The following is a 12399-nucleotide window of genomic DNA, read 5'->3' as shown; positions in this document are numbered from 1 at the left end:
GGTCTCACCACGGGTGAGCCGCTGCGGGTGCGGGCGGCGATGAAGCCGATCGCGACCGTGCCCCGGGCGCTGAGGACGGTGGACGTCGTCACGGGCGAGGCCGCGCAGGCCCACCACCAGCGCTCCGACGTGTGCGCGGTGCCGGCCGCCGGGATCGTGGCCGAGGCCATGGTCGCGCTGGTGCTGGCGGACGCGGTGGCGGAGAAGTTCGGCGGGGACAGCGTCACCGAGACCCGCCGCAACGCCCGGTCGTACCTCGACCACCTGACCATCCGCTGAGGTGGGCGGGCGGGTGTGGGGCGCGGCCCCCACACCCGCCCGGGCAGGCGGTGGTCCCGCCACACCCGCCGGGCGGAGGACGCCATGCTCTGTCAACGGGGCGTCCATCGTGCGGATATGGCCGATGCCCGCCGGTCGCGCACGGGTGGTCCTCCACGCACGACCCGGCATATTCGGGTGGCAGGAGCACCTCGTCCCGCCGGGGCCGCGCCAGCCATGGTGCTCATGTAGCCGAAAAGAGCTTCCCGACCCGGCTGGAGCATCGTGAACACGTCTGTCCTCAGGAAACTCGACGCCCCCCACACGCTGTCCGTGCCCCGCCAACGCTCCGTCACTCCCGGTGGCGAGGCGCCCGACGAGATCGTCGCCGAGCTGTGTGCCACCTTGTTCTCCCTGCTGGGCCGCAAGGACCAGCGGCGCCAGGCGGAGCAGTATCTGCGCGGGCTGCTGGCCACCCGGGGCCGCAAGTCCATCCGCAACATCGCCGCCCATCTCGGCCGGCCCGGCCTGGAACAGAGCCTGCACCACTTCATCGCCAGCTCGACCTGGGACTGGCGGCCGCTGCGCGGTGCGCTGGCCGGCTACCTGGAACACACCATCGCGCCGCAGGCATGGGTGATACAGCCCATGCACATACCGAAGGCCGGCAAGTACTCGGTGGGCGTGGACGAGCAGTTCGCCCCGCATCTGGGGCAGGTCGTCCGGGGCCAGCAGGTGGTCGGCGCCTGGCTGGCCGCGCCGGCGGTGAGCGCTCCCGTCGACTGGCGGCTGGTGCTGCCCGAGAGCTGGGTCAACGACCCCGAGCGGCGGGCCCGGGCGGAGGTGCCCGAGCGGGCGGAGCCGGAGAGCGCGGAGGAGTGCGCCGTGACCGTGGCCCTGGAGATGGCGCGGCTGTGGGACCTCCCGCGGCGGCCGGCCGTCCTGGACCTGCGCCGCTGCGACGTGGCCGCCGCGACGCGCCGGCTGGCCGCGGGCGGGGTGCCCTTCCTCACCCGGATCAGCCCGTCCTGCCCGCTGTCCGTCGCCGATCCGGCGCTGCCCGGGCACCGGGCGGGGCCGCTGCCCGCGCGGCGGATCCTGGACCTGCTCAAGGGGATGCGGGTGCGCGCCGCCTGGCAGGACCCGGCCGAGCCGCACCTCGCCCGCGCCTCCTGGGCGGCGAAGGTCCCGGTGGCGCTGCCGGGAGCCGTCGGCGGGGCGCCCCGGCGGCTCTTCCTGCTGGGCGAGTGGGCCGACCCTGGACGGCCGCCGTCCGCCCTCTGGCTCACCTCCTTGCCCCGGGTGCCGGCCGCGTCGCTGGTGCGGACCGCGAAGCTGGCCGGGCGGGTGGAGCGGGACCGCGACCTCGTCGGTGAGCAGGCCGGGCTGCGCGACTTCGCGGGGCGTTCGTTCCGCGGCTGGCACCGCCATATGACGCTGGCCTCGGTGGCGCACACGGCGCTCGCCCTGCGGGCCGCCGGGTACGGACCCCGGCGGGCCGGCCGGCTGATGGGGGCCTGACCGGCCGGTGCCCTCGGGATGCCGGCCGGACCGCGCGGGGGGTGGTGGCGTCGTCAGGGGGCCACGGCCCCCGCGTGCCGCACCGCCGGGTGCTCCGGGGCCTTCGGCGTGCCCGGTGCGCGCAGGCGCGCGAACTCCCCGCGCAGCACGGGCAGGACCTCCTCGCCCAGGATGTCGAGCTGTTCCAGCACCGTTTTCAGGGGCAGCCCATTGGCGTCCACGTTGAACAGCTGGCGCTGGTAGTCGCCGCAGTACTCCCGGAAGGCCAGCGTCTTGTCGATGACCTCCTGGGGCGATCCGACGCTCAGCGGGGTGGCCGCCATGTAGTCCTCCAGGGAGACACCGCCGCCCATGACGGGAGAGTGGTCGAAGTACGGCCGGAACTCCCGGACCGCGTCCTGGGAGCGGCGCCGGACGAAGGTCTGCCCGCCCAGGCCGACGATGGCCTGTTCGGGTGTGCCGTGACCGTGGTGGGCGAACCGCCTGCGGTAGAGCGCGACCATCTTCCTGGTGTGGGCCGGGGGCCAGAAGATGTGGTTGGCGAAGAAGCCGTCCCCGTGGACGGCGGCCTGCTCGGCGATCTCGGGCGAGCGGATGGAACCGTGCCAGACGAAGGGCGGGATTCCGTGCAGGGGGCGGGGGGTGGCGGTGAATCCGCGCAGCGGCGTGCGGAACCGGCCCTCCCAGTCGACGTCCGTCTCCCGCCACAGCCGGTGCAGCAGCGCGTAGTTCTCGACGGCGAGGGGGATGCCCTGCCGGATGTCCTGTCCGAACCAGGGATAGACGGGGCCGGTGTTGCCCCGGCCGAGCATCACGTCCACGCGCCCGTCCGCCAGGTGCTGGAGCATGGCGTAGTCCTCGGCGATCTTCACCGGGTCGTTGGTGGTGACGAGGGTGGTCGAGGTGGACAGGATCAGACGCTTCGTCCGCGCCGCGACATGGCCGAGGAGGGTCGTCGGCGAGGACGGTACGAACGGCGGGTTGTGGTGTTCCCCGGTGGCGAAGACGTCGAAGCCGACCTCTTCCGCCTTGAGCGCGATGGTGACCATCGCCTTGATCCGCTCGTGCTCGCCGACGGCCCGGCCGGTCGCCGGGTCCGGGGTGACATCGCCCACGGAGAAGATCCCGAACTGCATGACGTCCTTTCGTTCGTGGTGTGCGGTCCGGTCAGCCGGACACCCGCGCCCAGGCGGCGGCGAGGTGGTCCGGTGCGGGGTCCGCGAGGACCCGGGTGCGCCCGATGCCGTCGAGGACGATGAAGCGCAGGGTGTTCCCCCGGGTCTTCTTGTCCACCCGCATGGCGTCCAGCAGTTCGGGCCACCGCCCGCCGCGGTGGTGCAGGGGCAGGCCGAGCGCGCCGAGCACGGTCCGGTGGCGGTGCGCCACGGCGTCGTCGGACAGGCCGGCGAGGCGGCCGAGTTCGGCGGCGAACACCATGCCCACGGACACCGCCTCGCCGTGCCGCCAGGTGAAGCCCTCGCATTTCTCGATCGCGTGGCCCAGCGTGTGGCCGTAGTTGAGGGCTTCGCGCGGGCCCTGTTCGCGCAGGTCCTGGGTGACGGCCTCGGCCTTGACCCGGATCGCGCGTTCGACGAGTTCCCGGGTGTGCGGGCCGTGCGGGGTGCGCGCACCGTCCGGGTCCGCCTCGATCAGGTCAAGGATCGTGGTGTCCCGGATGAAGCCGGCCTTGACGACCTCGGCGAGGCCCGCCGTGTAGTCGGCGGCCGGCAGGGTGGCGAGCGCGTCGAGGTCGCACAGGACGGCGGCCGGCGGATGGAAGGCGCCCACCAGGTTCTTGCCCTCGCCGGTGTTGATGCCGGTCTTCCCGCCGACCGCCGCGTCGACCATGCCCAGCAGGGTGGTCGGTACGGCGATCCAGGGCACCCCGCGCAGCCAGGTGGCGGCCGTGAAGCCGGCCAGATCGGTGGTGGTGCCGCCGCCGATGCCCACGATCACGTCGGTGCGGGTGAAGCCGTGCTCTCCGAGGATGCGCCAGCAGCGGGCGGCGGTGTCGGCGGTCTTGGCCTGTTCGCCGTCCGGCAGCTCGATCAGCGTCGGTTCGAGGCCCCGGCCGGCGAACAGCCCCGCCGCGACGGCGGCCGTCTCGCGCAGCCGGGTCGGGTGCAGGACGGCCACCCGCGAGACCGCCCCGCCCTCCGACACGGCCGGGATGCCGGCGAGTTCGCGCAGCAGGCCGTGGCCCACCCGCACGTCGTACGCGTCCCGGCCGGTACCCACGTGTATGTGTGTGTCCATCCACGTCACGCTAGTGATCGACGCGGCCGTGCCCGCGTCCGCGCGGGGGAATACGTCACCTCCGGGCGGTGGTGCCGTCCGACCTGACACATCTGCCGGCCCGCCGTGGTCCCGGAGGGCCGGCGGGACCAGACTGCTGTCTCAGGCGTCCGGGACGTCCGCGGTGTGCGGGCGCAGCAGGGCCCGCATCCGGTGGATCCGCAGGGCGAGCTGGATGTCGAGGGCCCGGCCGGGCTGCTGCCACCGCGGGCCGAGGAGTGTGCCGACCCGGTCCAGCCGGCGCGCGACGGTGTTGGCGTGGATGTGGAGCCGGTCGGCGGCCCTGCTCGGGCTGGCGCCCGTGGCGAAGTACGCCTCCAGCGTCTTCACCAGCTCGGTGTCGTTGTCCCGGTCGTAGGCGAGGACCGGCCCGATGGAGTTGTCGATGAAACCGCCCACGTCGTGGCCGTCGGACAGCAGGAGTCCCACGAAGCCGAGGTCGTCGAGCGCCGCGGCGCTGCCGATGGCGTCCAGGGTGGTCAGCGCCTCCAGGCAGCGCACCGCCTCCTGGTGGAGCCGGCCCGCCTCCATGGGACCGCGGCCGGGCCCGGAGGCGCCCACCGTCACCGGATGGCCCAGCACCGCGGACAGCTCGCCCGCGACCGATCGCGCGGTGTCCGAGGCGTCGGTGCCGGGCAGCAGCAGCACGATGTTGCCGTCCCGGGCGGTCTTGAGGCCGCCCTGCCGGTACGCGTAGGAAGAGGCCCACATCATCGCGCGCCCGTGCGACCCGCCCTCGATGCGGACGGCGAGCAGCACATGGGGTGCCGCCGGGTCCAGGCCGGCCCTGCCGAGGCGCTGTTCCAGGCGGTGTGCCCGGCGTGATCCGCCGGCGGACAGGGCGATCAGTTCGTCGAACAGCTCGTCGTGGACGGGACCCTCCGCCGCGGCCGTGCCGTGCTGGAGGAGCAGGTGGAGCGCGAAGACGGCGGTGATCAGGTGCAGCAGCCGTTCGTCCTCGCCGACCAGCGGGGTGGCCGGGCGCAGGACGGCGAAGCCCAGGTTCTCCGCGCCCGCCGCCACGGGGGCCACCCAGGTGTCCTCGCCGTACGGCAGGGGGGTGCGCTGTGCGTGGGCGTCCCAGGACACCTCGGTGACCGCGTTGTCGTCGAGGTCGGGCAGGGGCGCGGTGGCGGTGATGACGCGGCCTGCGGGATTCCGCAGTTGCACGGTGCCGTCCAGCGCGTCGGCGGCGGCCTGCGCCAGGATGTCGAGGTCCGCTCCGGACAGCAGAAGCCCCATCAAGTGGCCGTTGACATCGGCGAGTTGTTGCAGCCGGGCCAGTGTGGTCCGGGTGCGGAAGCCGTCGGATTCGAGTTCGCTGACCTCGACGCTGGCGTCCTGGAGCCGTTCCGCGCGCTTGAGGGCCACGGCGCCCAGCGCGGCCAGCGAGCACGCCAGGCCGATCTCGTCCGGGGTGAGGTGGCGCACGGTGCGGGTCGCGCAGAACAGGACCCCCAGGGTGCTGTCGCCGTGCACGAGCGGCACGGCGAGCAGCGAGGTGATGCCTTCCGCGCGGACCATCTCGTCGGCCCGCGGGCAGTGCTCGAACCGGTCGTCCTGCAGATAGTCGGCCGTCCAGATCGGCGCCCCGGTCGTCACGGCCTGCTGTCCCGAGCCCATGGCGAGGCGCATCTCGGCCCACAGCCCGGTGGTGGCGCCCTCGACGGCGTGCAGGCTCAAGGTGCCGTCGTCCTCGCACAGACCGATGCACGCCATGTCCGCCTTGATGATCCGCTTGACCCGACGGCTGATCACCCGCATCAGCTCGCCCAGGTCGTGCGGCTGGGTCATGTCGCGGGCGGTGTCGACGAGTTCGGCGAGTCCGTCCTCCCGCTGCCGGCGCCGGTGCTGCGAGGCGTGCACGACATGGGCCAGCCGGACCGCCTGCTCCATCCGGTCCCGCTCCTCGGGCGTGCAGGTCCGCTCCGCCCGCAGCAGCAATTCCTCGAAACGGTGGGACGGCACCTCTTCGGCCAGCAGCCGGAGCACGGTGAGCAGGTCCGGACGGTCTCTGTCTGCTGCGTCGGTCATCGCCTTTACCCCCGCCGGCCTGGCCTTTCGCGTTTGCGAACAGAACTTAGACGGACGGTGTTCGAGGAGTCAACCACGGCCATTCGATGACGCCGGCCACCGTCCCGTCCCCGGTTCCCTTCGGAGCACGCCTGGTGCACCGGCAGGCCCGGGCCGCCGACGCCGGCTCCGCCCCGGGACGGCCGACGGTGCGCGGGCCCGGTGGGCCGGGGACGGTACGGCACGTCGAGGGGCACACCCGGTGTGACGGGCATGGATGCCGCCAGGCGTCGGCGACCACGGCGACGTGGCGGAGCCGGCGAGGGGTGCGTGCGGGGCGTGGGCCGCCCCGGCCGGGCGGCCGTACGGACGGCCGCTCCGGAACGGTCCGCCGGGGCGTCCCCGCGCGCACCCGGACCTGTGCGCGGGGACGCGTCGGCCCGCCGGGCCTCAGGCGCTTTGCAGGTCGCCGAGGGGGATGCGGGGCAGCGTGCTCAGTTCGAGGTCGGCGCAGTGCGTCCGCCGGGCGGGCCCCTGCTGTGCGGGGATCCGGCCCGGCAGGGAGCGGCCGGGCGCGGTGCGTCCCTCACGGCGTCTGCGCAGGTAGTCCCGGATGACGTCGCGGTCCTGGCCCCGGTGGTCCAGGTCCGCCTTCAGCTGCGCGTACAGCGGTGTCGCGGGGCAGTAGCGGGTGAGTGCCTGCGCCAGGTCCGCGCACAGTTCCCGCCAGCGCCCGAGCCGGAGCTCCGCGTCGATCCACCGGTCCACGGCGCGCTGCCAGGAGCAGGTCAGCCGGGTGGCGTGGGCGCGGAGTTGGGGGCCGTGCGGTACGCCGGAGAGCGGGGCACCGCTCCACAGGGCGAGCGCCTCGCGCAGCCGCCGGCCGGCGAGGTGCAGGTCTCCCGCCTCCATGGCCCGGTATCCGGCTCCGGTCAGCCGCTTGAACGCCCTGAGGTCGCTGGAGCCGCCGCCGGTGTCGAGCCGGTAGCCGCCGGGCACGGAGGCGAGGACGTCCTCGGCCGTCCGCTCGCTGCCCGCCGCCCGCAGCGCCGCGTTGACGACCGTGCGCAGCCGGCCGATGTGGTGTTCCAGGGCGTCCTGGGCGCCGTCCGGCAGTGCCTGCGGCCACAGTTCGTCGGCGAGGGCGTACGCCGGTACGACACCGTCGGCCGCCGCCGTGAGGAGCGCGAGCACCTGCCTGGTCGGCACCTCGGCGGGACAGATGGGCAAGGTCCCCACGCTCACGGCCACTTCCCCGAGCATCCTCAGCTCCATGTCGTTGCCCTCCCGACTCAGGTCACTTTCGGTGCCACCCACATCAATAATAGTATTCTTTTTGTTTTTTTGCCGACGGGAGCCGGCCGGGCAGGTCCGCGGACCGGGCTCCCCCCTGGAAGGGCTCCCCTTGGCCGGCCGCGCCGTTCAGACGGCGCTGCATCCCCCGTCGACGGGCATCGCGGCCCCCGTGACGAACGAGGCCTGGTCGCTGCACAGCCACACCGCCGCCCGGGCCACCTCCACCGGTTCGGCGAGGCGGTGCTGGACGGCCCGGGCGGTGGCGGCCCGCTCCAGGCCGGGGACCCGTGCGAGGGCCTCCTCCATCAGCTCGGTGCGGGTGCTGCCGACCACGAGGGCGTTGACGCGGATGCCGCGCCCGCCGTACTCGGCGGCGGCCGCCCTGGTCAGGCCCAGCACCGCGTGCTTGGCCGCGACGTAGGGGGCGACGGCCCCGGTCGCGAACAGCCCCGCCGTACTGGAGGTGTTGACGATCGCGCCGGCACCCTGGTCCAGCATCACCGGGAGCTGGTGCTTCAGGCAGTTCCACACACCGCGTACGTTCACGTCCATGATCTGCTCGTAGACGGCGTCGTCCGTCTCGTGCAGCGGGGTGCCCATGGAGCCCCAACCGGCGTTGTTGAAGGCCGCGTCCAGCCCGCCGAACGTGTCGACCGCGGCGGCCACGGACCGTTCGACGTCCGCCGCCCGCGTCACGTCCCCCGCCGTCACCAGCGCCCGGCCCCCGCCGGCCTCGATCTCCCCGGCCAGGTGGCGCAGCCGGTCCGCCCGCCGCGCCATGAGCACCACCGCCGCGCCCTGCTCGGCGAACAGCCGGGCGGCGGCCTCGCCTATCCCGCTGGACGCTCCTGTGACCATGACAGTTCTGCCCGCGAACAGGCCGAGCCCCAAGTCCACCCCATCGTTCCCTTCGGTGCGTTGCCGATCTTCGTCCCCACACCGTAGCCGGACGACGAAAAAGAGGCGCCGCGTGTCCGCAGCGCCCGCCGTCCTCCCGCTCCCCTCCCTCAGGACGAGGTCGCTCTGGCCCGCTCCTCGCCGAACAGCAGCGTCCTGGCCACGCTGGGTACGGCGAGCGCGGGCAGCAGACATCGCCACATCTCCTCGACGCGCGCGGGCAGATCCCGGTGCGACGTCTCCAGCTGGGCGTGGATCTGGGCTCCCGTACAGCAGCTGACGACCAGTGCGGCATAGGCCTCGGTGTCCACGTCGGCCCGCAGCTCGCGGCGGCGCCGGGCCTGCTCGAAGTCGCTCAGCAGGATGCCCGCCCACTGCTGGTGGGAGTTCACACTCGGGTCGAGGAAGTGTTCCTGGTCCATCACCAGGCGTGCGCCCGCCTGGAGCACCGGATCGTCGAGCAGTTGGTAGGCCCAGGTCAGCGTCACGTCGACGGCGTGCTGCAGTCCCTGCGAGTCGAACGGCGGGACCACCAGTTCCGGTTGGCCGGTGACGATCAGCCGCGCCAGTTCCTCCTTGGACTTGAAGTGGAAGTACATGGCCCCCAGGGTCAGTCCGGCCCGCTCGGCGATCCGCGAGACGGTCGTGCCGGCGAAGCCGTACTCCGCGAACGTCTCGGCCGCCGCCCGAATGAGAGCGGCTCGGGTCCGCGCCGCTCTCTCCTGTTTCACTACCCGACCTGTCATGTGCAATCGCCCGTTCACCACTAGAAAAAAGTGAATACTATTCTTTACCTTACAAGAGACATGACGCCTGAGTACCAAGGTCCGGGACAGAGAAATATCAGGGGGAGCACCGGTCATGACGGCCACACACGACAATCCGCTCGGTGCGCACAGCGCGCTCGTGCGCAAATCCGTCCACGACGAGGCACTGGTCACCGGCTGGCGCCCGCTCACGGACAACTGCCAGGTGGTGACCGCTCGTTGGCCGACGGACCACCGCTTCTACGTCGAAGGGGGGCGGTACACGCCGCTGCTCGCCACGGAGAGCCTGCGGCAGGCGCTGGCGCTCCTGACCCATACCGTGCACGACATACCACTGAGTCATCGGCTCGGATGGGAGCACATACGCTCCGCCGTCGTCCCGACGGCACTGGAGGTGGGCCCGGAGCCCGCCGAGGTCGAACTGGTCATCACCCACACGGAGGTGACCCGGCGCCGGCTGGGCAGTGCGCACCTGGTGTCCCGGGTGGAGGCCACGCGTGCCGGCGCCGCCCTGGGCACGGCCACCTTGCGCTACAGCACCCATCCTCCGGCCATCTACGACCGGTTGCGCGGCCCGTACGCCGACGCCGGGGACGCCTTCGCCCGCGCGCTCCCCCTCACCCCGCCCGTACCCGCGTCCCTGGTGGGCCGCGCCCGGGAACGTGACGTGGTGCTCTCCCCCACGGCCGAACCGCGGCGCTGGCAACTGCGCGTCGACACCTCGCACCAGGTCCTCTTCGACCACCCGCACGACCACATACCCGGGATGGTGCTGCTGGAGGCGGCGTGCCAGGCCGCGCAGGCGGTGACATCCCGGCCCGTGGTGCCCGTCGAGTTCGACACCACGTTCACGCGCTACGTCGAATTCGACCAGCCCTGCCACATCACGGCGCGCGGCGTCACCGACCCCGCCGAGGACCCCGACGGGCACGGCCGGACCGTGATCGACGCCCACCAGGGCGACCGACTCGTCTTCTCCAGCACCGTGACGACCCGCCCGCTGTCCTAGCGGAACACCTCCCGGCCGGAAGGTGACGGGCCGGCGCGGGAGGTGTCAGGGGTGCGGCAGGGGGTGTCAGGGGCGCAGCAGGATCTTTCCCGTGGTGCGGCGGGCCAGGAGGTCGGTGTGGGCGCGGGCCGCGTCGGCCAGCGGGTATTCCTCGCCGGCCACGGGGCGCAGGACCCCCCGCGCCATCATGTCCAGCATCTCCCGCACCGGCTCCGCGAAGGCCCCGGGGCGGGCCAGGGTGGGGCGCAGCCAGAATCCGACGACCGCGGCGTTCAGGGCGCGCAGCCGCGCGTCGTCGAGCGGGGTGAACGCCTCGCGGGAGGCGTTGCCGTAGGTGACGATGCGGCCGAAGTCCGCGAGCGAGCCGAGTGCCTGGTCGAACAGCGGGCCGCCGACGCCGTCGAGGATCACGTCGGCCGGTTCGGGCAGGGGGTACTCGACCACCCCGGCGGCGCCCAGGCTCGTCACCAGGTCCGCCTTGGCCTTGGTCGAGGCCGTCGCCCACACCTCGCCCGCTCCCCAGAGACGGGCCAGCTGCACGGCGATGCTGCCCACCCCGCCGGCGGCGGAGTGCACCACGACCCGCTCGCCCGGCCGCACCCGGGCGGCGCCGCGCAGCAGGTGCCAGGCGGTCAGGCCCTGCATCAGCGTGGACAGGGCGTGGGCGGCGGGGAAGTCCTCGGGGACGTCGAACACCGCGGTCCGGTCGGCCACGGCGAGCTCTGCGTAGCCGCGCCGGACCCGGGCGAGGACGCGCCGGCCCTCCGGTGTGCGTCCGACGACCTCGCTGCCCGGCACGAAGGGCAGCTGGTCCGCGCTCAGGTACGAGCCGTCGACCTGGTGGGTGTCCGCGAAGTTGATGCCCGCGGCTTCCACGGTGATCAGCACCTGGTCCGGGCCGGGTTCCGGTTCCGGCAGGTCGACGAGGGACAGCACTCCGGGTCCACCGAAGCGGTCGAACTGTATGGCACGCAAGGTGTGACCTCTACTCGTTGAGGGCGTTCCGTCGCGCATCGCGCGCGCCCAGCTTATGTGAGTGCCGCACACGTCATGTGTGTGCCGGGCGGGCGCTCAGCCGGCGGACGACGACGGCGGCACGGACGCGGCGCTGTCGGCGGGGAGGCAGACGGCGAGTGCCGCGATGTCGTCCTGGAGGCGGTCGCCGCTGTAGGCCAGCAGGTCGTGGTGGAGCCGCTCCAGCAGGCCCCGGGGCGGGAGGGTGCGCCAGGAGCCGAGGCGCTGGAGGAGGGGGTAGAAGGAGCCGGACGGATCGCGGGTCTCCGTGATGCCGTCCGTGTAGAGCAGCAGCTCGTCGCCGGGGCGGAAGGAGTACTCGTCGACGTGGTACGGCTCCCCGGCCAGCATGCCCAGGTTGAGCGGCGGGGCCGACCGTCCGCTGTCCAGTTCGCGGACCTCGCCGGCGCGGATGCGGACGGGCGGCGGGTGGCCGCAGTTGACGACGCGGAGCACCGGTGCCGACGGGGGGATCTCCACGAAGACGGCGGTGACGAATCGTTCGCCGACCTCGTTCCCGCCCAGCAGCGCCGCCCTGCGGTCCATGCTGGTCTCCACCCGTTCGGCCAAAGCGGGCAGCGCGGGTTCGTCGTGCGCGGCCTCGCGGAACGCGCCGAGCAGGGCGGCGGCGGTCTCCACCGCGAGCAGTCCCTTGCCCCGTACGTCGCCGATGAGCAGCCGGACCCCGTGGCGGGTGGGGACGGCCTCGTAGAGGTCGCCGCCGATGCGTGCCTCCGCGGTGGCGGACAGATAGAGGCTGTCCAGCAGCAGGTCGCCGATCCGGTGCGGGACCGGCCGGAGCAGCACCCGCTGCGCGATGTCGGCCACGAAGCGCACATCGGCCAGGGTGCGCTCGCGGTGGGTGCGGTGCGCGGCCAGGATGGTGCCGAGGACGCCCACCAGGGCCGTACAGACGTAGGAGGCCACGTAGTAGCGGTCCCAGAGGTAGCCGACGGGCCGGCCCGCACAACAGGGGGTGCCGGCCAGGACGCCTTCCAGGAGGACGGCGAACACGGTGGCACCGGCGACGACCGCGGGGCCGTAGGCGAACGCGGTCACCAGGGGCAGGGCGATCAGCACGAAGCTCACCGGCCACTGGACGGGGGTCGCGGGCTCCAGCAGCAGGACGGCGGCGACGAACAGGACCGGCAGCCACCGCAGCCACGCGGGGGGCTCCGGCGACCGTGTCCGCGCGCCCGTGCCGTCCTCCGGCTCCCGACCGGTGGGTCCAGGCCTCGGCATACGTGGTCTCCGCACACGGACTCCTGATCACAGGACCTCACGACGACAAGGTCCCCAGCCTGGTGCGCCCGCGCGCGGCACACCGGC

General features: G+C 73.2%; 11 protein-coding genes. 3 read left to right on the top strand and 8 right to left on the bottom strand.

The features are described 5' to 3' along the window. Positions 1–279 (top strand): chorismate synthase (locus ACZ4W9_RS20670; protein ID WP_467937764.1); only part of this gene is annotated, 279 nt, incomplete at its 5' end. A gap of 264 nt (positions 280–543) precedes the next feature. Continuing rightward, positions 544–1779: an IS701 family transposase gene (locus tag ACZ4W9_RS20665; RefSeq protein WP_467937762.1), complete on the top strand. Its 1236-nt coding sequence runs from the start codon at positions 544–546 to the stop codon at positions 1777–1779. 53 nt (positions 1780–1832) lie between these two features. Here ACZ4W9_RS20665 and ACZ4W9_RS20660 read toward each other — a convergent pair whose 3' ends face one another. The 6 genes from ACZ4W9_RS20660 to ACZ4W9_RS20635 form a co-directional block, all read right to left on the bottom strand. Next, positions 1833–2915, bottom strand: a complete 1083-nt coding sequence (locus ACZ4W9_RS20660) for a CE1758 family FMN-dependent luciferase-like monooxygenase (RefSeq protein WP_467937761.1) — start codon at positions 2913–2915, stop codon at positions 1833–1835. 31 nt (positions 2916–2946) lie between these two features. After that, on the bottom strand, positions 2947–4035 hold the full coding sequence (aroB, locus tag ACZ4W9_RS20655) for a 3-dehydroquinate synthase (protein ID WP_467937759.1): 1089 nt from the start codon (positions 4033–4035) through the stop codon (positions 2947–2949). A gap of 141 nt (positions 4036–4176) precedes the next feature. After that, positions 4177–6108: a helix-turn-helix domain-containing protein gene (locus ACZ4W9_RS20650; RefSeq protein ID WP_467937757.1), complete on the bottom strand. Its 1932-nt coding sequence runs from the start codon at positions 6106–6108 to the stop codon at positions 4177–4179. Between the two features lie 429 nt (positions 6109–6537). Then, complete coding sequence (locus ACZ4W9_RS20645; protein ID WP_467937755.1) at positions 6538–7404, bottom strand: AfsR/SARP family transcriptional regulator; 867 nt, start codon at positions 7402–7404, stop codon at positions 6538–6540. Positions 7405–7509: 105 nt separating this feature from the next. Then, the gene (locus ACZ4W9_RS20640; RefSeq protein WP_467937753.1) at positions 7510–8280 is read right to left on the bottom strand and encodes an SDR family NAD(P)-dependent oxidoreductase; all 771 of its coding nucleotides are present in this window, start codon (positions 8278–8280) and stop codon (positions 7510–7512) included. A gap of 110 nt (positions 8281–8390) precedes the next feature. Then, on the bottom strand, positions 8391–9026 hold the full coding sequence (locus tag ACZ4W9_RS20635) for a ScbR family autoregulator-binding transcription factor (protein ID WP_467937751.1): 636 nt from the start codon (positions 9024–9026) through the stop codon (positions 8391–8393). Positions 9027–9141: 115 nt separating this feature from the next. Between ACZ4W9_RS20635 and ACZ4W9_RS20630 the strand changes: the two genes are divergently transcribed. Continuing rightward, positions 9142–10056 (top strand): ScbA/BarX family gamma-butyrolactone biosynthesis protein, encoded by a 915-nt coding sequence (locus tag ACZ4W9_RS20630; protein WP_467937749.1) that lies wholly within the window; start codon positions 9142–9144, stop codon positions 10054–10056. 66 nt (positions 10057–10122) lie between these two features. Here the strand turns inward: ACZ4W9_RS20630 and ACZ4W9_RS20625 are convergent, their stop codons facing one another. Then, positions 10123–11031, bottom strand: a complete 909-nt coding sequence (locus ACZ4W9_RS20625) for a quinone oxidoreductase family protein (RefSeq protein WP_467937747.1) — start codon at positions 11029–11031, stop codon at positions 10123–10125. Positions 11032–11127: 96 nt separating this feature from the next. After that, positions 11128–12312: a PP2C family protein-serine/threonine phosphatase gene (locus ACZ4W9_RS20620; RefSeq protein ID WP_467937745.1), complete on the bottom strand. Its 1185-nt coding sequence runs from the start codon at positions 12310–12312 to the stop codon at positions 11128–11130. Positions 12313–12399: the final 87 nt, after the last annotated feature.

Source organism: Streptomyces sp. NPDC029296 (assembly GCF_055569255.1).
This window is presented reverse-complemented; position numbering and strand designations above follow the sequence as displayed.